The organism is Vibrio tasmaniensis (assembly GCF_024347635.1).
In the GTDB taxonomy this organism is placed as follows: domain Bacteria; phylum Pseudomonadota; class Gammaproteobacteria; order Enterobacterales; family Vibrionaceae; genus Vibrio; species Vibrio tasmaniensis.
Genome location: NZ_AP025511.1, coordinates 56799 through 77640 on the forward strand (window position 1 = coordinate 56799; position 20842 = coordinate 77640).

Below are 20842 nucleotides of genomic sequence, written 5' to 3' on the forward strand. Positions count from 1 at the left end.
TTAAACGTTAAAATTGCCTCCTATTTCGAACATTCGAGGCACGTGATGAAATTTTTCAATTACAAACAATTAGCGGCGATCAGCAGCGTCACCATGACTATTTTCCTGAGCGGTTGTGCGAGCGTGCCTACACACCCTATCGCCCAACAAATTGACCAAGAGATGGTGTTAGTTGAAGGCGGTACGTTCACCATGGGTTCAAACAACCCTGAAGCAACCAAAGCAGAACAACCAGCACGAGATATAACTGTAGATAGTTTCTATATTGCGAGGTTTGAGGTGACTCAAGAATTGTTCGAATCGGTGATGGGTTCATCTCTCAGTTATTTCCAAAACCCACAAGTTCCGGTCAATAACCTAAGTTGGCAGCAAGCGAACTATTTCGTTGAGCAGTTGAATGAATTAACGGGCGAAGAGTACCGCCTTCCGACAGAAGCTGAATGGGAATTTGCTGCGAAAGGTGGCAATAAAAGCAAAGGTTATACTTACAGTGGTTCCAACAACTTAGATGATGTTGCGTGGTACTCAGCAAATTCCAAAAATAGCGCGCATCCTGTCGGGCTAAAGAAACCAAATGAGCTAGGCTTATATGATATGACAGGTAACGTGGGTGAGTTTGTTATCGATGCCTTCGATGACACTTTCTACCGATACGGTCCAACAGACAATCCTAACAACTCGAAACACAGTGATGTCGGTTTATCACACAAATCGGTACGCGGTGGCAGTTTTGCATACGATGAAGATGAATCAGAAAGTTACCGCCGTGACTTTGCCAGTCAATCGATCACCATGTCTGATATGGGCCTACGCCTAGTGAAGGACGTAAACTAGCAAAACACCCCATGGTCGCTGAACAAAGGACAGCCTCTGTTCAGTGACCAATCCATGTCATTTTGAATAGCGAAATTACATCGAATAAGGACACTCTATGCAATACACCAAGCTTTCAGGACTTACACTCGCGTTACTCTGTGCCTTCCCAGCATCAGCTGCGGACAAACCCGATCTAGTCCTCCAAATCACGGTAGATGGCCTGCGTGCAGACCTTATCGAACGCTACAAGCACAACTTCGGTGAAGGTGGATTTCGTTACCTAATGGATGATGGTACTTACTACACCAATGCGAACTACCAGCACGGCAACACAGAAACTATTGTCGGTCATGTGTCGCTTGCAACCGGCGCTCCGCCGAGTGTTCACGGCATGGTAGGTAATGTTTGGTATGACCGCAGTGAAGAACGTTTGGTGTATAACGTAGAAGACGGCAATTACAAGATGCTGACTTCAGGCGCGGGTGTCGACAAAGCAACTGAGATCGACCCAACACAAAAAACAGCACAAGGTGATGGCCGCTCTCCAGAGCCAATACTGGCCACCACGTTTGGTGACGAGCTGACGATTTCCAATAGTGGCAAATCGAAAGTGTTCGGTGTTTCTGTTAAAGACCGCGGCGCAATCTCATTAGCGGGACACAGCGGCAAAGCCTTCTGGTTCTCGAAGGCACAGTCTGAATTTGTCACTAGTAACTATTACTACGACGAGTATCCAGCTTGGGTATCTCGTTGGAATGAAAAAGAAATTGCAGCCCAATACTCTAAACAGAAATGGGAACTTTCGTTACCACGTGAAGAGTACACACTGCAAGAGCACAGCACGGACCACAAGGTGAAGCTCGGTGATTTCCAACGCACCTTCCCTCACCCATACGGCCCTGCTAGCTACAAATACTACAGCACAACGCTAACCGTTAGCCCGGCTGGCGATGAAATCACCGAGAACTTCGCAAGCACACTGTTGATGCAAGAGAAGTTAGGCCAAGGCGACGTGACCGATTACCTGTCTGTGAGTTTCTCATCAAACGACTATGTGGTGCACTTGTACGGTCCTGAAAGTTTAGAGACAGAAGACAATCTCATTCGACTTGATAAGACGATCGCCAAACTCCTTAAAACCGTCGATAACCAAGTCGGTCTAAAGAACACATTAATTGTCTTGTCTGCCGATCATGGTGTACCTGAATCTTCACCTGCGGCAAATGCGCTTGGCTTCAATCAAGCTCAATACTTCAATAAAGACACACTACTATCGAGTGGCGTAGAGAAACGATTAAAAGATGAGTTTGGTTTATCCAAAGATGCGATTCGACTGTATGCTCAACCTTACATCTATCTAAATCACGATTTGATCGCCGAAAAGAAACTTGATCTCGCGAAGGTTCAAGAAGCGATTGCGGATGAGATAGCAAAAGTGAAAGGCGTTGCGTTTGCCGTATCAAGCAGTGATATCGCGGCAAACCGAGTGCCTGATACTCATGTGATGCAGCTCATTAAGAACAACTACCACCCTGCTCGTTCTGGCGATGTGTATGTGGTATTTGCTCCACGTAGCTACATTAACGACATGGAAGGCCTTCAAATTGCCTCGACTCATGGTTCACCTTGGAAATACGACACACATGTCCCGGTTATCTTCGCGGGCTATGATGTGGATGCTAAGAAGGTTTCCCGTCCAATCACGCCATACGACATTGCACCAACGCTTTCCAATAAATTGGGTATCACTCAACCAAGTGGGTCTATTGGAGAGGTACTTCAAGAGATCACTGAGTAGACTCAATCTCTAAGGTTTCGCGATCTAGATTTCGAACCAGCACCAACTCAATAAAGGAGCCGTTTATCCAATTCTGACTGATTCAGTCGAAACAGATAAGCGGCTCCTTTAATTTTCAGTTATTAAATCTTAGATAAACGACGGCATGTTAATGCTCAGGAATAACGGCTACTCGAGTAAATACTTTCCATAGAGATGTCTTTTAAGACCTAACTTGATATGTCTTTTGCTGCCGCTTTGATCTTTGCGCGCAACCACTTATGGCTTGGTTCGTTAGTGCGGCTTGGGTGCCAAATCATACACATATTGAGGTCTTCTAACTCGAAGGGCAAAGGCAGTGTTCTTACATTATATTTCTCAGAGAAACATCGAACCGATGACATAGGAAGCATACCAATAGCGTCAGAGTTCTCAATCACGGGGAGCATCTCGACAACGCCGGCTGCTCGATACACAATTTTTCGCTTTTCCAAGTCACTGAAGTGTTCCGAACTTAATAAGCTTTTACGTGCATGCCAGCGTGATACCACCACGTGATCAAGAGAAAGGAATTGCTCCATATCGATAGTATCGCCAATCGTTGGGTGATCTGAACGGCACACCACCACCAGCTCCTCTCTAGAAACGACCTCGTGCTTGAGCGTGGTTCTTCCTCTTGGCGTCATATCAATGATTACATCATGTCTTTGAAGCCTCAAATCCGATTCATAATCTTCGGTAAATAGAGGGTGAACTTCTAACGCGATATTAGGCGCAGCTTGGCTAATCAACTGCATGACTCTTGGCACCATTTCATAACTTGCCGCGGAAACGCAAGCGATAGAATAAATACGATTTGATGTTTTAGGATCGAAATCTCTTGAAGCCGATAAGGTAGAAGTAAAGTTCTTAAGCGCAGCGGCCATTGCAGGATAGATATCAATAGCGAATGTGGTTGGCTCTACGCCAGATGTGGTTCGGTGAAACAGTGGCTCGTCATAAATATCACGAAGCCTTGCAAGCGCTTTGCTCACGGCAGGCTGGCTTATATCCATACGATTAGCAGCTCTTGATAAGTTCTGCTCTTCATAAATTGCGACAAATATAGGAATTAAATTGAGTTCGGTACTTTTCATACAGTTCCATATTAAAGAGGCAGGTTCCCTATAGTAGAGAACCTGCCGATTTTGTTCGATGCGAATAACTAAAGTTTGCTACTTAGTTCTATCTTTTAAGTCTGGCAAGGCTTTAGGAATTTTCAAGCGTTTAAAAATCGAACGAGAATTGCTTGAGTTTGATTTGTCACTGGGTAAGTCACGTAACCCTTTCCACAAACGAGTAAATACGCTTTTATCTTCTCGCCCTTGCTGAAGGGAGTTACTGTCTTCTATCCAGCGCTTCTCTCCATTCAATTTACCAAGTTGCGCTTTACCCAGTTCTAGCTGAGTCGTCTGAGCTCGCAACTCACGATAGATAAAGGTTCTCAATGCTGACCAATTACCTTGCTTAAGCAAACGACGTAATACTAGCCAACTTGGTGTCGGGCGGTTTCTATAATAGCGCTTCAAGGAAACAACGAATGCAATACACAACACCAAAGCCAAACCAACGCTAATAAAGACAGACATGTAAGCTTTGATAAAGGATTGGAGTGTGTGTTTTGCTTCAAACACTTCGCCTTTTATCACCACGCTTTCAAGACGCTGATTTTTGCTGTCCCACCATTGGAACATAAACTCCGGCAAGGTGAATTCGCCACCTTGCTGAATCACATAAACCGTCTCTTCAACGCGACTCGAACGGTAGTCACCACGTTCTTGTGTGTCATCCAAACGATTAGGCTGAGGGTAAGCTTGATATTGCTGAGTCGATTCATTGGTCAACACATTGGGCAGTAACACAGACAAGCTGTCTTTCGCTTTGATTGTCACTGTTCGTGTAACCGCATCACCCACTTTTAAGTCTTCACTTGAACGCTGCCATTGTTGTTCAACATCCACGTCTGTCGCAGAAAACCAAGGCGACTCGTCGCTTAATAAACCAGAAGGTAGTGAGGCTTCAAACTTAATCGGCTGCGTGTAAAGCGTGCCGCCAACGTTTGATCCATCAGGAGCTGATACTTGAACACGAACAGGTACCGTCGGAATCACAAACTCGCCCGATGTCATCGGATAGAGTGTCACTTCCCAACGCTGGCGTGACCATGTCGTGCCATCCACTCTTTCAGTATAGTTCGTCGCCAGTTGGTTGCGCTGCTTAGCAATCACATTAGGGATTTCGAGGCTGCCAATTCGTGTACCACCGGTTAGCCAACGAGGAGTCGCTACCTCAATAGTCAGAATCACTTGTTCATTAACGCTGACTTTCGCTGGTGTTATTTTATCGCCTGACTTTGGTTTTCCCCCTATCCAAGCAATCAATTCGACATCACCACTCTTCTGCAGATCATAGATATCAGCCGCAGATGCAAGAGTAGGGAAAACATTGCTAATTAATAGAACCATCGACACAAGCAAGGTCCTCGTTAGTTTAACGAACTCTGAGCGCCCTACCTTTGCTTGAAGTGCTTCAAGAGCTAAATCATATCGACTCATTGTGTTTGCTCCTGTTTTGGCGTCTGCTCTTGTTTTCGCATCTGTTCGAGCGAAGGCGCAGGATCTCTCAACTGAATTTGGAATTTGGATTTCAAGAAAAACTTAGGATCGGCTTCTACGCGCTTAAGCCATTTATCTGCAAGCTCTTGGCTACCCAAAATTTCATTGGCGTTAAGTGTTTCTTTCAGCATTAATTCCGCTACTGTTTCTTCTTCCGCACCATCTCCCGTCCGCGGCTGATCGTCATTCAATTCTAAAGATTCTTCAGGTCCATCTGTGGTGCCTGATTGGCTTTCACTGGTGCGATTAACCTCTTCGACAATGCCACTCAGAACCGCTAAGTTATTTTCTATATCGGCTTTCAGTTCTGGAGATAGATCGGGCTTCTCACTCAGTGATTTCAATAGATCGCGAGCAGCAAGGTACTCACGCTGTCGAGCTAAAGCACTTGCGGCGTTATACAAACCATAATCGGTTTTGGTTTGTAAAAAGGCACTGTGAGCTAACTTAAAATCACGAGCATAGTAATAAGCCGCGCCCTTTCGCATTGGGTCCTTAAAATGCTTAGCGGCTTCAAGGTATTCCTTTTGATTCAATAAACGTTGCCCTTGTTGATCAGGCGTCAGCCATAAATCCCACCACCATTGGGCTGTTTTATCCCAAACGGTCACGGACTCTTCAACCACTGGCTTGTCAGCAGTTAAACTGACCGTTTTCGCCAAAGTGTTCGGAGAATACACGCTACCTGTAATCAAAACGCCAACCACACACCATTGAACCAACCACCCTTTTCTAAACCACAACAGCATGATAATCGCCATTGGAATAAGCAGTCCGTATCCCATGTCTTTCCAAGGCATTGAAGACTCACCGTTGAGTTGCATGTTTCTTTCAACCGCGTTGTTGAGCTGTTGAATATCGGAATTATCAACGGTCACTTCGATCAGTCGTCCACCCGTCTTGCTCGCTAGGCTACGCAATGAATCGAGATCGACTGGGTTATCGCTCACCACATTGCTATTTCCTGCCGCTAGAATGAGCAACTGATATGGGTTATCTTTAAAGAAGCTTTCGAACGCTCTGATGGTACCTGGGTTAACACCATCTGATACCAACAACACTGACGAGCCTAACTCACCAGACAATTGCTGATTGATAAGTGGCAACGCTTCTTCTGCTGACTTACCTGATACCGGCATGATGTCAGGTGTGATAGCCGCTAGAAACGGTTCGAATACCTTGCTGTCTTGAGTCACAGGCATCGCAACGTGGGCACTGCCTGCATACACAACCAAACCCGTATTACCGCCCTTACGCGCTGCGAGTAAGTCTCTAATTTTCTGTTTAGAACGTTCCAGGCGACTCGGTGGTAAGTCTTTAGCCAGCATGGATTCACTGTTATCAAGCACCACTAACATCGATGCTTTATCTTCACCAAAAGGCGATGCTTCACGTTGCCATGTTGGGCCCGAACAAATAATGATGGCGATGGTCACAATAACCATCAATAACTTCAGTGGTAGTTGCTTGCGCCAACCGGTTTCCCCAATGGTCAATGCATCGCGTAAATGTGCAGGAAGAATGTCTTTCCACGTTGGCTTAGTCTCTTCTCTCCAACGAATCCATAACAGGAAGAACATCGGAATAAAGGCCAACAACCACAAAGGTCGGATAAAGTGAAACTGAGTAAAAAACTGTTGCAACATGAGAGAATCAGGCATTGTTCTCTCCTTTCAAATTTTTCTTTGATAAAACCAAAAGCGATCTTCTACGGATTGTCGCCAAGCTAAACGCAGTCAAATACATCACAACGACAGTCGCCATTAAGTAATGGTGTAACCCCTGCTTAGGACGATAAGTCGTACTCTCATACAACTGCGGCTCTAGCTCACCAATTTGAGCATAAGCTTTAGTCAGTTCGTCGCGGTTAAGTGCTTCAAAGGCTTCACCACCAGACTCCTGCGCCACCCGCTTGATGGTTTCCATATCCAGAGCCACTTCTCCCACGGTTTGCGGGTCACCCATGGCGATAACGTGAATACGAACACCTTTCGCCTTAGCCACTTTAGCCGCATCGATAGGTTCTACAAAACTTCCAGTGTCATTACCATCGGTCAGCACAATCACTACTTTCTCTTTTGCGTTCGTATCAATATTTGAATCTTGAACTGCTGCACTCTGCTTCTCACTCTGTTCAAACACCTTGATCGCAAGGCCAATGGCATCGCCTAAGTGCGTACTCTGCCCTGCCATCGCCACATCGGTTTGGTTAAGTAGTTCAAGCCATACCTCTTGGTCAGCTGTAAATGGTGTCTGCACAAACGCAGCGTCACCAAACAGGATCAAACCGAGTCGGTCACCTTTTCGAGTTTTGGCAAAATCAGCCAACACGTCTTTGGTTGCATCTAAACGAGAGATTTTATCCCCTTGTTGAGAAGTAAAGTCTTGTTCAGCCATTGAGCCAGACAAATCAACTACCACCATCACATCGCGACCTAATTGTTCACGAACTTGTGGCTCACCTAAGATGGTTGGTTTCGCTAACGCGCAAACCACGAGTACCCAAGTGATAATAAGCGTGGTGCGTTGCCACCAGCTTGGTGTTAATTGGCTTGCCCCTTCGGATGGCGCCTCACCAATCGCTTCAACCAGCTCACTGAAAAATGGCACCTTGATCGCCATTTGTTTGGTGCGATAAGCAGGTACGGCAAAGTAAACGAGTAAAGGCAAAGGCAGTGCGATAAACCACAATGGGTGCGCGAATTCAAAGCTGGCAGATAAACTATCAAACATTATCTTGCCCCTCTGATTTCGCTTGTACCTCTGGTCTTGCTTGTACACTTGGTTTATGAAGTTTTAGCCACATCATCGCGGTTTGAATCACCTCTAAACGCTGTTCAAAAGTTAAACGCACCTTAGGGTCAGTTAAGCTTTGCATCCATAACCCCGATACTTCATCGGCAAAGAATGCATTGCTGTTTGCACTCGTGCCAGCACTAACAGGTAGATAAGCATTCAAGCGGTTGACATAAGATTGACCAAACAACTTTGCATTGCTGCTGTCTAGGTAACGAAGCACCACCTTGAGTATCTTGAAAGTTCGCTCGGTTGAGTTTTTGTCTCGTGCATCCAATACCATAAGCTCTTTGAGCGCTTCTTTGCGATAACGATTATTCCACCACTTTAGCGCCAAGCGATAAGCCAGATAGAACGCGGCCAATAACAAGGCAACGCCGAGGATCTTCCAACCGATCGTTTGGGGAACCCAGCTCACGCTGTCGGGAATCGTGACATCATGCAGTTCACGAAGGATATAAGTGCTAGGAGGCGTATGTTCAACGGCCATTTAACGCCCTCCCACTAGTTTTTGAAGCTGTGAAATATGATTACCAGACGTGTCTAATTCGATATAAGGGAGGTTTTTCATCGCCATCAATTTAGCAAGGGATTGTTTTTGGAGTGCTGCTTTTTGAGCAAGGCTCTCGCTCGCAAGGTTGACCTTAGATTGGCTATCAAGATTGAGCTGAAAGCGACCATCACCCACCACCCAATTTGCACTCGCAAGGTCTTGAGGCAGTGATTGCTCTAAGGGGTCAGTCACCATAATGGCTAGGATGTCATTGTGTTGTTGAAGTTGCTTGAGTCGGTCAAGGTGTTGTTCTTGGCAGTCACGCCAATCGCTAATAAAAATTAAGGTCGACTGCTTGAGTCTCATTCGTTTAATCAGTTCAATCCACTGATTAAACCCAACACCCTCGCTGTCACTCACACTCACGTCTAAGCTTTGATTAGCCTTGGTAAGATGCTTTAACTGGGCTAATAAATCAGATTGAGAACGCTGCGCTTTGGTATGAAAGAGCTTTTGGTGTGAGGCTAAAACAAAGCCAACACGGTCACCGTCTTTCAGCACTCGCCATCCACACAATGCTGCGACTTCGGCTGCCACAACGGATTTCATGGTGTTTTGAGAAGCAAAGAACATCGAACTGCGCTGATCGACACAGATAATCACATTACGATCTTTCTCTTCGGTATAGCTGCGAACATGAGGCTTCCCCGTTCGCATCGTAACTTTCCAATCCAGATTACGGATATCATCACCCAATTGGTAATGGCGTAATTCTTCGAAGTTCAAACCTCGACCACGGAACAGAGAATTATGTCTCCCCGACAGTACACTGCCCGCCTTTAGATGAGGCAACAGAGAAAACGACTCAGCTTGAGCCTGTATTCGCACTAACCTTGAGTAATCACAGTATAATCGTGGATCAAGGCCTTGCGGTTTGGGAGCTTGTGTTGGCTTCGCCATGACGCCCCCTAGTTATCCGATCTCAACATTATCAAGCAGTTCTTCAACCACTCTTTGATGGTCCACACCATCGGCCAATGCGTCATAAGACAATGAGAATCGATGACCTAATACGGTAGGTAACATTGCACGTACATCATCTAACGTGACGTGGTCACGCCCTTGTAGCCAAGCATAAGCGCGAGCACATTTATCCAATGAGATTGACGCTCGTGGGCTTGAACCAATCTCAATCCATTTAGACAAGTTTGATTCTGGGTAACGCTCTGGCTTACGAGTCGCCATCACCAAGGCCACAATGTAGTTCTCGACTAAATCAGAAACCGCAATATCAGGAAGTTGGCGACGAGCTTCAAGTACCAATTCAGGTTCGATATGCTGTGGGGTGACCAGTTCTGAACTCGTCTCACTGCCTAGCTCTTCACTACGCACCAATCGAATGATGTCACGCTCCGCTTCGTCTTCTGGGTAGTCGACCGTTACTTTCATGATGAAACGGTCCATTTGCGCTTCAGGTAGCGGATACGTGCCCTCTTGTTCAACCGGGTTTTGAGTCGCCAACACCATGAACAAGTCTGGAAGGATGTGAGTTTGGCCACCTACGGTTATCGTCCCTTCTGCCATCGCTTCAAGTAGTGCCGCTTGCACCTTGGCTGGAGCACGGTTCACTTCATCGGCCAGAACAATGCTGTTGAAAATAGGACCCGGTTGGAAATGCAGTTGAGGCTTACCATCTAGCTCTTGGTACACCTCAGTACCTGTCACATCTGATGGCAGGAGATCGGGCGTAAACTGAATACGGCCAAAGCTTGTATTCAGTAAATTCGCCAACGACTTCACCGAGCGCGTTTTCGCTGTACCGGGAAGCCCTTCTAGAAGCACATGGCCATTGGTCAATAACCCTATCACCAGAGCCCGAACGACGTGACTCTGACCGATAACACTTTTCTCTGTCTGTTCAATCAGTTGGTTTATTGCTTGTTGCGCATGGTTCATAGGTCTTCCCTTTATTCAATCTGGCTGCGTACATCCTACCCACAAGCCCCATAACTATTAGTTATAAACGTGATAATTAGTTATAAACACCATAAATTATAAGCGCATAGCCACGTCAATTCTGGCGCTTTACTTCAGCTCAGCTTTCTACTTGCTAATGGCTTTCTACTGACTAATCGCTTTCAATTGGTTAATCGCCTCCGGTGGCGCCACTTTGCTCAATGATGAAACACATTGTTCAAACGCTTTTGCTGCGCCCGGTTTCTGGTAATTTCGAGCCAAAATCTCACACTGTGCGTACAAGTGTTGTGGATTGCGGCTGAATTGGTAAGCCTTGTGCAACGACTTACTTGCCGCAAGCACATCAGACTTCTCTAAAGCCAAGCCGTACACATACCAATATTGTGGGTCAGTTTGTGCGGTTTCCGCGGCTTGTTTAAGGTAGTCGGTTGCTTGGTCGTAATCTTTCACACGAAGCAGAGATAACCCTACGCTGTATGGCAACACACTCGATTTAGGTTGAGCTTGAATGCCTTGTTTCAGTGTCGCTAATGCTTTTGGCTCGTCGTCCAGTGCGCGATACAAGTCAGCCAAGTTGGCATAACTGTTCTCGAAATAAGGCTCTATCTCGATAGCACCTTGGTAAAACTCAATCGCCTTTTCATGCTGACCCAAATCTCGATAAACGTTGCCTAGGTTAGTACGTCCAAACCCTCTGTCGGCATTGAATTGTTGTATCTCAATGTACTCTTCCAATGCAGGCTTGATTTGATCTTTCTGCAGAGGGTTCATCTCTCCCCAATAACGCACAAGAGCACCTGCGGTTTCAGAGCGAATCGACAATACAGGGTCTTTCAATAGTGGCTCCAGAATCTGCCAGCGATCAGTGAACGGAAAACCAGACGAGCCTTGCACAACGCCCAAACGGATCATTTCATCATCATGTTTCACCGCTCTTGCTAGTGAGATAAGCGTATTCTTACCCGTATTGCCGCCCAAACGTTCTAAGCTCGATGCTCGAATGATATTGCTTAAGCTGGAGTCCTGAGCCGAGTATGCCAACGCATCCTCTGCACCTCTGTGCCCTATTGAATCCGCATAAAAGGCGACAGCAAAGTGTTGTTGGTTACGATACTTAGAGTCTGGGAACCATTCACCTATCTGTTTATCGGCCCACTGATCAGTTTGGTCTTCATGACAACTAGTACACACATTCGGCGTTTGAATATGCTGGCTGATATCAGGGCGTGGAATATGCCAACTGTGGTCACGTCTTGGGTCAACTTCCATGTACGTCGTTTCAGGCATATGGCAAGTGGTACATTGTGAAGCCTCGGTATTCGCTTCATGGAATGTGTGCTTTTCAGGCGTGTATTCAGAGGCAATGTGACATTGGCTGCACACAGCTTCTTCGGCAATTTTCAGTTCTGCAGTATGGGGATCATGACAGTTAGTACAAGTGACGCCTTTCTCTGCCATCACTGATTGCAAGAAAGATCCGTAAACGTAATCCTCGTCGTAGATTTGACCATCGCTGTGGTAAAGCTCAGGGGTAATCAAGCTCAGACGATACTTATCAAAAAATGACCCGTTTACGTGATCACCCGTTTCATTCAACTGAGTTCGACGACTGTGGCATTGAGCACAGGTTTGAACTTGATTGGTATGAATGATGTCTTTGGGTTGAAGGGTTGAGTTGCCCTCTTGATAGATCCACTCTTTCACCGACTTCGACAAGTCGCGATCAAAACCATAATGTGCCGAGACTGAGGCACCCTTCCCACCATTAGCTTTGGCTAGCTTGTTATTTGCTAACTTCGTTTGAGCTAACTGAGCCTGATCAACATGCTCACTCGCAGGGCCATGACAGGCTTCACAACCGACATTAATCTCCGACCATGTGGTGTTGTAAGTATTACTTGCGCTGTCGTAGTTCTTTTCTAGGTTCGTTGAGTGGCAGTCTGCACACATGAAGTTCCAGTTCTGACCACTGTTGGTCCAGTAGAATTCATCAGTGTTGGTGGTATCTGGATAGAGGTGAAACCAGCGTTGGCCGCCTTCATCTTCAGTACGAGAATCCCAAGCGAAAGGAATCAACTGTACACGTCCGTCTTCAAACTCAACCATGTACTGCTGTAGAGGTTCAAAGGCAAAGGTATAGCTGATTTTGTAATCTTTGAATTGTCCGTCTGGCCCTTCGATGTTGACCCAAAACTCATCGCCCTTACGAAAAAAGCGGTTGGGCTTTCCTTTATGAGTCACGGTTTGGTCGGTGAAATCTCCCAATACCGTTTCATCAGTCGCGTGCTTCATCGCCATATCATGATGAGAACCTTGCCACGCTTCCACTTCTGCGCTGTGACAGTCGATACAAGCTTCAGATCCAACATACGTAGCTTGAGAGTTCGCATGCGAAGTTTCCGACCCAACTGATAAAGCCTGTTCATTGGCATTCGTATTGAGACTGAGCATCGACAACACGGGTAAAGATAACATTGCGGATAATACTGCAACTCGCTGGTGTTTCAATCCGTTCACTAGCAAGCACAACCATGCAGACATAACATTCCTTGTTTTTATACATCCTTATGCGTAATAAGATAGACGCAAAAACAACGAATTTACAATTATTTAGTGGCAGTGAGCTTGATTGTTGTGACTCATATTCACGACTGGTATTTACTCATCGATATGCGCATAAAAAAGAGCTCCTAAGAGCTCTTTCGTGTTAGCAGTTTCATCAAACTATCAGTTTCAATAAACCAAAGCTTACTTGTTATGGTTCTCTTGAAGTTTCTCCATTACCTGATCCAAGCTAAAGCTTGCTGCTTTTTGGCGTGGTGGGTATTCAGCAAATGTTTCTAAGAACTGGCCAACATACGCTTGCGCAGGAACGAACATATAAGCATGGTCTAACAACCAGTCATAATAGGTATTCGACGTAATATCTGCGTTTTCGTATGGGTCCATACGCAGGTTAAACAACTTAGGAAGACGTAACGTCACGAACGGTTCTGACCAAATCTGCATGGTACCCGTTGCGCGCTGCTCCATGAACACCGCTTTCCATTGGTTGTAACGAAGCGCTGCTAAATCACCATCATCGGTAAAGTAAAAGATCTCAGCACGACGGCCTTTCTCTTCTTCACCGGTTAGGTAAGGCAGGAAGTTGTAACCGTCTAGGTGAACCTTGAACGTTTTATCACCCGCGGTATGACCTTTAAGCAGTTTCTCTTTGATTTGATCATCACCAGCGGCTGCAACGAAGGTCGGCATCCAGTCCATGTGGTGCATAATTTCGTTAGAGACACTACCCGGTTCAATCTTACCAGGCCAACGAACCATTGCTGGTACACGGTATGCGCCTTCCCAGTTGGTGTTTTTCTCACCACGGAATGGCGTTGTACCTGCATCAGGCCAAGAGTTCATGTGTGGACCATTATCCGTTGAGTAGAAAACAATGGTGTTGTCTTTGATACCCAGCTCATCCACTTGTTTCAACAACTGGCCAACGTGTCGATCGTGCTCAACCATACCATCAGCGTAGTTACCCACACCTGTCACACCTTTACTATCGGCTTTCACGTGCGTTCTAAAGTGCATACGTGTTGCGTTCCACCAAACAAAGAATGGCTTATCGGCTTTCACTGCGCGATCCATGAAATCGAGTGCCGCATCGAGTGTCTCTTCATCAACGGTTTCCATACGCTTACGCGTTAGTGGGCCGGTATCTTCAATCTTGCCATCAGCAAATGATTTGATTACACCACGCGGGCCAAACTTCTTACGAAACTCTGGGTCGGTTGGGTAATCTTCATTCTCTGGTTCTTCTTCAGCATTCAGGTGGTAAAGGTTGCCAAAAAATTCGTCAAACCCGTGTGCTGTTGGAAGGAATTCATCTTTATCGCCAAGGTGGTTTTTACCAAATTGACCTGTCATGTATCCCATAGGTTTAAGCATTTCTGCAATTGTTGCATCCTCCGCTTGCAAACCAATGTCTGCACCTGGAAGGCCTACTTTACTTAAACCCGTTCTAAGAACACTTTGACCCGTGATGAACGTTGAGCGACCTGCGGTACAAGATTGCTCTGCGTAGTAGTCAGTAAACATCATGCCTTCTTTGGCGATGCTATCAATGTTCGGAGTTTGATACCCCATTAAGCCAAAGGTGTAAGCACTGACATTAGATTGACCAATGTCGTCACCCCAAATGACGAGAATATTCGGTTTTTCTGCTGCGAATGTGGTGGTGGAAGCCGCCATCATCGCTGTACCCAAAATCGCTAATCGACGTTTGACGCCATATTTCGCTGTCATAGAAACCTCTTCGTTAGTTATTTGCATCCTGCACTACAACGTATAGTTCATTTTTCAAACTATCGCGACATTCGCTAACCTATTAATATTTTTGTCATTTTTTTTGTCGACAAGATACGCAAGTGGACGATAGATATTACGCATACAAACATGATTAGGATCACACATAACATTTTAAGAAGCATTTCTGATAAATACATATAACTCAATATAATCAGAAGCTTAAATTAGCTCTATAACAATTAGTTATAACCACTATAAAAAGACACAATCAGTTTTTGAGATTAATGTTTGCCCAACGATGTGTTGTTCTAACGCATTAATCTTAAAAGCAAATCGGAGTCCTTATGGGTACTAAAATTAATAAACTAGCATTAGGTGTTGGCTTATTAGCAGCTTCTTCAGCAGCAACAGCAGCAGAAAAGCCAAACATTCTTGCTATCTGGGGTGATGACATTGGTGTATTCAACATCAGTGCATACAACAACGGTATGATGGGTTACGAAACACCTAACATCGACCGTATTGCTAACGAAGGTGCACTATTTACTGACCACTATGGCCAACAGTCGTGTACAGCTGGTCGTGCTGCATTCCTAACAGGCCAAGAACCTTTCCGTACTGGTCTTCTGACTATCGGCATGCCAGGTTCAGACCACGGTATCCCTGATTGGGCTCCAACGATAGCAGACCTTCTTAAAGAACAAGGCTACATGACAGCTCAATTCGGTAAGAACCACATGGGTGACCAAGACAAACATCTTCCAACGAACCACGGTTTTGACCAGTTCTTCGGTAACCTTTACCACCTAAATGCGGAAGAAGAGCCAGAGACATACTACTACCCTAAAGATCCTGAGTTCCGTAAGAACTTTGGCCCTCGTGGTGTAATCAAGTCGACTTCTGACGGTAAGATTGAAGATACAGGCCCTATGACGCGCAAGCGTATGGAGCACGCGGATGAAGAGTTCCTAGAAGAATCTTTAGCATTCATGGAAAAAGCAGTGAACGCTGACAAACCATTCTTCATCTGGCACAACACGACTCGTATGCACGTGTGGACTCGTCTACAAGAAAAATACCAAGGTGCATCTGGTATCAGCATCTACGCTGATGGCATGTTAGAGCACGATGACCATGTAGGTATACTTCTAGACAAGCTTGATGAGCTTAAAATCGCAGACAACACAATCGTAATCTACTCTACCGATAACGGTGCAGAAACCGTATCTTGGCCTGATGGTGGTGCAACTTACTTCCACGGTGAGAAAGGTACAACTTACGAAGGTGGTATGCGTGTTCCTCAGCTAGTTCGCTGGCCTGGTACTATCAAGCCGGGAACTAAGATCAACGACATTATGGGTCACCAAGACTGGATCCCGACTCTACTAGCTGCTGCTGGTGATGACAAAGTTGTTGAGAAGCTAGCGTCTGATAAAGGTGCTACTTACAACGGTAAAAACTGGCGTGTACACTTAGATGGTTACAACTTCCTACCTTACTTCGAAGGTAAAGAAGAAAAAGGCCCTCGTGACAGCATGCTTTACTTCTCTGCAAACGCGGAATTGAACGCAGTTCGTTGGAATGACTTCAAGATTTCATTCGCAGTATTAGAAGGCAACATTGTTGACGCAGTTCGTTTCCAAACAAACTGGCCTCAAGTTGTTCACCTACGTGCTGACCCATTCGAAAAAGCACCACACGAATCTGGCATGTACCTACGTTGGATGGCAGACAACATGTGGCTATTCGTACCAGTAGGTGGCAAAGTTCAAGATTTCATGGCGACATTACCTGACTACCCAATGCAAAATAGCCAAGTATTAAACCCTGGTAACTTCAACCAAAATACTTACATGCTTCAAGGTAAACTTAAGCAACTAGAAGCGGCAGCAGCGCAAGCTAAATAATTAGCTAAAGCTTAACCAACCCTAGGAAAGCGAAACAAAGCCGTGATAGCTCAAGTGCTATCACGGCTTTTAGTATATCAACAATGAAAACTGTCCCACATAAGCCTTTAACAAACGAGTGACTAACAAGGTTATCCGCTTACATTTGCCCAAATAACCTTGTAACTCGCCTCGTTTATGACCGTTACGTTAAGATTACGCAAATTTTTTCAAATCCCACGGACATCACTTGAAATACAGAGATATGCGTGCGATTGTATTTTAACTCACCCTAACAACTGTATGATTATGAAGACAATCCAAAGCATTGCCCTACTTTCAGCTATCGTTGCTGCACCTGCAGTATTAGCTGACGTTGAAATCCAAGTTCCATCCAGTGTTGATATTCTAGCGGTTAACGAAGCTAAGCCTGACTTAGATGGCGGCTTATTTTCTTCTCATAAGACACTAACCGTTCCAGACGGTGAAAACCAAATCGTATTCCAATATCAGCTGGCTTTTGATAAAGGTAATGACCGTGAGTTTGTTGATAGCGACGCTATAATTGCAACGTTTAGCGCTACTGACGCCGCATTAACGTTCGATATGCCTAAATACCGTAATACCGCAGAAGCGAAGAAAGGCTTTGATAACCTAGATTGGAAATTGGTTGATGAAAACCAAAACGCAATCAGTGTTAAACAAGATAAGCTGGTAAAAGATGGCATGCAGATTGGTCGCAAGTTCCCTCAAGAAGCGAAAGAGTACAACCAGAAAGGCGGTATCGCGGCGCTCGCTATAGGTACAACAGCAGGCGCAACAGTGGCGGTTGTTCAACCTGTAACACTTCCAGCAAAGATTGATGGAAATGCGGCTAATACAGCTGAAGAAATGCTGTATTTCTGGTACGAGAAAGCTGATGCTGAAACCAAGCAGAAATTCAAAGATTACGTGAACAAGTAGATTCGATTACGAACAAGTCTATAAACATCTCGTTCAAACCAAAGAAGCTGGCACACTGCCAGCTTCTTTGGTTTTATCTAAATAGGAAGTTATAGGTATAAAAATCAACGATAATCAGCTCTAATCCTCGACATCAGCAACATATCGATGTATTTCCCGCCTTTGAATGTACTCAGCCTTTTAGTGCCTTCTAACTGAAAACCCACTCGTTCATACAAAGCAATGGCAGCGTTGTTATCGGCATGAACCTCTAGCTCCAGACGGACCAGATTAAGCCAATTATCAGCCTGATTAATCGCTTCTTTCATTAATGCCTTCCCAACCCCTTTGCCGTGTGCATCAGGGTGAATCGCAATCCCTAGGCCAGCACTGTGCCTGTCTCTCACCTTAGTCGTCATGAACAAGGTAATGTGCCCGATGACTTTACCTGACACTTCTGCGACTAAAGTGAAATGGTCTGAATGACCAAACAATCGCTCCACTTGATCAGAGCTGAGGAAAGGCTTTTGCGAAGTGTTTTCTGATACTGATGTATGACGATAAATATCAAAAATGTCTTGGTTGTCTGTGGTTTCAAGATGTCTAATTTGTATTTCCAAAGTGCTTCCTTACTGTCTATTTCTATCCTTAAGCTAATTTTCATACTACGGATAGCAACGAGTAGCTACAACCATAAAGACGGTAAGCGTTGGAAATAATTGAATAATCGCCATAGCCCATAAAACAGTCGCCATAGCCCATAAACAACAAACTCAAATACTAAAAATGCACCATTGAAGGCCCTCACGCGTCTCTTCATAAAGTAAGGTTCGCTCTCGAACTAAATAGCCCAACGGTATAATAATACCAATCGTAGTAAATAACTGTTCACCTTAGCTTGTTAAAAATCTCGATAACGTCGTTAGATTTTTTGATTGTAGAATAACTACTTATCGAAACTATTTATTGAAAAGAGCAGCCTTGTTCTCAAGCTTTTTTCCTGCGCTATTTTTGAACACTTAACTTACTGTGATTGGTATAAATTGATCCATCGCTTTGAGCCTTTCGTAATAACTGACGAAAATAACGGACAAACTCAAAGGATTCCAACATGATTAATAAAACTAGCAAGTCTCTATCTCTTCTTGTCGCTGCACTTTTTTTTAGTGCATTCGCTAACGCCAATCATCATGAGATGAAAAAAGATATCGTCGATGTCGCAGTAGGAAATGGCTCTTTCAATACACTTGTTGCTGCTGTTAAAGCGGGGGGACTTGTAGATACTTTAAAAGGAGAAGGTCCATTTACCGTTTTCGCTCCAACCGATGAAGCATTTGCCAAATTGCCAGATGGTACTGTAGATATGCTTTTGAAACCTGAAAACAAAGACAAACTAGTCGCAGTGCTAACTTATCATGTAGTCGCCGGGAAAGTGATGGCGGCAGACGTTATGAAAATAGATAAAGCGACAACTGTTCAAGGTCAAAACGTGATGATAAGCGTAAACGATGGCTCAGTTATGATTAACAATGCTAAGGTGATTGCGGCTGACGTGGAAGCAAGCAATGGCGTAATCCACGTAATTGATACGGTCTTACTACCAAAATAATCAAATAGAAAGAAAGTGTAGGCAAACCAAACTCTTTGAGGGTGTGACAATTCACACCCTTTTTTACCAACTGGAGATTAAGCGTTTGACTGTTTGAGCATTTCCAAGCTTCTCAACACTAGATATACGTTACTGGCTACTAAGTGGTTTTCTCCATCACGTAATTAGTTAGCTTAACGCCACGTATTTCGACTTCCTGCTCATTCACTAACTTAAAGCCAAGGCGCTCATAGAAAGGCCTAGCGGTAATACTCACCTCAGAGAAGTATCTCGATACACCACGAAATCGACCAATCTCGAATACATGCTCCATCAAAGCTCGCCCTACACCTTTACCTTGATATTCATGATGACAAAAGAAGTGGTCAATCAACCCATTTGGTTGCAGGTCAGTATAGCCAACAATGTGGCCATCCAACTCCGCAACAAAAGGTTGGATACGATGCAGACACTTTTCCCACACCTCGGAGTCAAAGTCACTTGGAGCCCAAGCCTCAACTTGTTCTTGAGAATAGTCACGAACGTTAATATTTCGAACAGTATGGAAATAGATCTCCCATAATGCTTTGGCATCACTAACTTGGTAATTTCGAATTCTAACCACTACACAGTCCTTTCATGTATTGCTGATTGCCTATCCACCACTTGATAGCAATACTAACGATAAAACACAGCCAGCCAAATAGTCACAACGTCTCTATCCGTACCAACAACCTTGTGCTTCTCTCTCGCGGCAATATTGATGTAATCCCCTTTAGACAAGGTAACGACACGTCCGTCTTCGAACTCAATAACACCTTGTCCCTCTAGAACCATAACCCATTCGTTTTCATCTTGGTCATACCAACCTTGTTCTGGAGAACTGTGCTCATGAGATAATATTCTTTCAATCCGCACATTCTCAGTAGTAATGATGTCGTTGAAGATTTCGCCGGGTATTGACGAAGGCACATCCGAGTAGATATTTGACATCGCTCTCTCCTAATCCTTGTTAGATTAATATGGTGCAGTGCTTTATCGTTTTATCGTTTTATCGTTTTATCTAAAGCCTAGCTTCCTGAGCTCCTAAGCTATAAGCCCTAAGCCCCAGCACTTTTTCTGAAATAGAAACGATAATAGCCAACCAAGTTACTGCAGATAAATAGCGCTTCCATCAGTACAGCAGTTGGAGAACCAACTAAGTAATTATGAACCAACCAAAAACTGGTTCCGATAATCATCAACTCTCTTAATCGACGGTCATCTTTATTGAAGGCTGCAAAGGTTTGAAATACGGAAGCAAAGCAACTCAATAGGCTAGTGAGCCCCGAGTAAGTCACAACCGTTGCGACTACTGACATGGAACAGAACAAATATTTAAACTTAGACGATGTCGAAAATACACTCGTCAAATAGCGAATAGTGGCGATCGTCATTAGGCTCGCCGCTGTCCATTGTTCAAGAAGAATAAAGTGGCTAGAAATAAGCACGCCAGCAAAGAACAGACAGGTAACGATTTTCTTTCTCTCTTTAAATTGAAAAGACAGAAGATCGAAGCAAATAGCAATTGCGACTAATACCTGAGAAAGATAAAAAGCTGACACGGTGATTCCT

Annotated in this window: 18 protein-coding genes; 5 read left to right on the forward strand and 13 right to left on the reverse strand. The window is 44.7% G+C overall.

The window, feature by feature from the left end; genetic code table 11:
• The first annotated feature begins 45 nt into the window (after positions 1-45).
• Positions 46-834, forward strand: a complete 789-nt coding sequence (locus tag OCV44_RS14705) for a formylglycine-generating enzyme family protein (protein WP_139684230.1) — start codon at positions 46-48, stop codon at positions 832-834.
• A 97-nt stretch (positions 835-931) separates the two neighbouring features.
• Positions 932-2614 carry an alkaline phosphatase family protein gene (locus tag OCV44_RS14710; protein WP_139684229.1) on the forward strand — a complete coding sequence of 561 codons (1683 nt, stop codon included), beginning with the start codon at positions 932-934 and terminating at the stop codon, positions 2612-2614.
• A 209-nt stretch (positions 2615-2823) separates the two neighbouring features.
• Here OCV44_RS14710 and OCV44_RS14715 read toward each other — a convergent pair whose 3' ends face one another.
• From OCV44_RS14715 to OCV44_RS14755, 9 genes are all read right to left on the reverse strand, one after another.
• The gene (locus tag OCV44_RS14715; protein WP_139684228.1) at positions 2824-3729 is read right to left on the reverse strand and encodes a LysR family transcriptional regulator; all 906 of its coding nucleotides are present in this window, start codon (positions 3727-3729) and stop codon (positions 2824-2826) included.
• Between the two features lie 78 nt (positions 3730-3807).
• Positions 3808-5187 carry a BatD family protein gene (locus OCV44_RS14720; protein ID WP_139684227.1) on the reverse strand — a complete coding sequence of 460 codons (1380 nt, stop codon included), beginning with the start codon at positions 5185-5187 and terminating at the stop codon, positions 3808-3810.
• Entirely contained in the window at positions 5184-6908 is a 1725-nt protein-coding gene (locus OCV44_RS14725) for a VWA domain-containing protein (RefSeq protein WP_139684226.1), read from the reverse strand. The genes OCV44_RS14720 and OCV44_RS14725 overlap by 4 nt, the downstream gene beginning before the upstream one ends.
• Complete coding sequence (locus tag OCV44_RS14730; protein ID WP_139684225.1) at positions 6901-7980, reverse strand: vWA domain-containing protein; 1080 nt, start codon at positions 7978-7980, stop codon at positions 6901-6903. The genes OCV44_RS14725 and OCV44_RS14730 overlap by 8 nt, the downstream gene beginning before the upstream one ends.
• Positions 7973-8533 (reverse strand): DUF4381 domain-containing protein, encoded by a 561-nt coding sequence (locus OCV44_RS14735; protein WP_139684224.1) that lies wholly within the window; start codon positions 8531-8533, stop codon positions 7973-7975. The genes OCV44_RS14730 and OCV44_RS14735 overlap by 8 nt, the downstream gene beginning before the upstream one ends.
• Positions 8534-9496, reverse strand: coding sequence for a DUF58 domain-containing protein (locus OCV44_RS14740; RefSeq protein WP_139684223.1), 963 nt, complete (start codon positions 9494-9496; stop codon positions 8534-8536).
• A 12-nt stretch (positions 9497-9508) separates the two neighbouring features.
• Positions 9509-10492, reverse strand: coding sequence for an AAA family ATPase (locus tag OCV44_RS14745; RefSeq protein ID WP_017094550.1), 984 nt, complete (start codon positions 10490-10492; stop codon positions 9509-9511).
• Positions 10493-10657: 165 nt separating this feature from the next.
• A complete protein-coding gene (locus OCV44_RS14750; protein WP_139684222.1) occupies positions 10658-13054 on the reverse strand; it encodes a tetratricopeptide repeat protein in 2397 nt (798 codons plus the stop codon).
• A gap of 207 nt (positions 13055-13261) precedes the next feature.
• The gene (locus OCV44_RS14755) at positions 13262-14809 is read right to left on the reverse strand and encodes an arylsulfatase (protein ID WP_139684221.1); all 1548 of its coding nucleotides are present in this window, start codon (positions 14807-14809) and stop codon (positions 13262-13264) included.
• Between the two features lie 347 nt (positions 14810-15156).
• Between OCV44_RS14755 and OCV44_RS14760 the strand changes: the two genes are divergently transcribed.
• Positions 15157-16719, forward strand: coding sequence for an arylsulfatase (locus tag OCV44_RS14760; protein ID WP_139684220.1), 1563 nt, complete (start codon positions 15157-15159; stop codon positions 16717-16719).
• Between the two features lie 288 nt (positions 16720-17007).
• Positions 17008-17661 carry a DUF2057 family protein gene (locus OCV44_RS14765; protein ID WP_139684219.1) on the forward strand — a complete coding sequence of 218 codons (654 nt, stop codon included), beginning with the start codon at positions 17008-17010 and terminating at the stop codon, positions 17659-17661.
• Between the two features lie 104 nt (positions 17662-17765).
• On the opposite strand, the gene OCV44_RS14770 is transcribed toward OCV44_RS14765, so the two are convergent.
• Complete coding sequence (locus OCV44_RS14770) at positions 17766-18260, reverse strand: GNAT family N-acetyltransferase (RefSeq protein ID WP_139684218.1); 495 nt, start codon at positions 18258-18260, stop codon at positions 17766-17768.
• Between the two features lie 491 nt (positions 18261-18751).
• Here OCV44_RS14770 and OCV44_RS14775 point away from each other — a divergent pair, with 491 nt between their 5' ends.
• A complete protein-coding gene (locus OCV44_RS14775; RefSeq protein WP_139684217.1) occupies positions 18752-19249 on the forward strand; it encodes a fasciclin domain-containing protein in 498 nt (165 codons plus the stop codon).
• Between the two features lie 139 nt (positions 19250-19388).
• On the opposite strand, the gene OCV44_RS14780 is transcribed toward OCV44_RS14775, so the two are convergent.
• The 3 genes from OCV44_RS14780 to OCV44_RS14790 all read right to left on the reverse strand — a co-directional run bounded on the left by OCV44_RS14780 (position 19389) and on the right by OCV44_RS14790 (position 20832).
• Positions 19389-19853: a GNAT family N-acetyltransferase gene (locus OCV44_RS14780; RefSeq protein WP_139684216.1), complete on the reverse strand. Its 465-nt coding sequence runs from the start codon at positions 19851-19853 to the stop codon at positions 19389-19391.
• A gap of 53 nt (positions 19854-19906) precedes the next feature.
• On the reverse strand, positions 19907-20221 hold the full coding sequence (locus OCV44_RS14785) for a cupin domain-containing protein (RefSeq protein WP_139684215.1): 315 nt from the start codon (positions 20219-20221) through the stop codon (positions 19907-19909).
• Positions 20222-20328: 107 nt separating this feature from the next.
• The gene (locus tag OCV44_RS14790) at positions 20329-20832 is read right to left on the reverse strand and encodes a YgjV family protein (RefSeq protein WP_139684214.1); all 504 of its coding nucleotides are present in this window, start codon (positions 20830-20832) and stop codon (positions 20329-20331) included.
• Positions 20833-20842 lie beyond the last annotated feature (10 nt).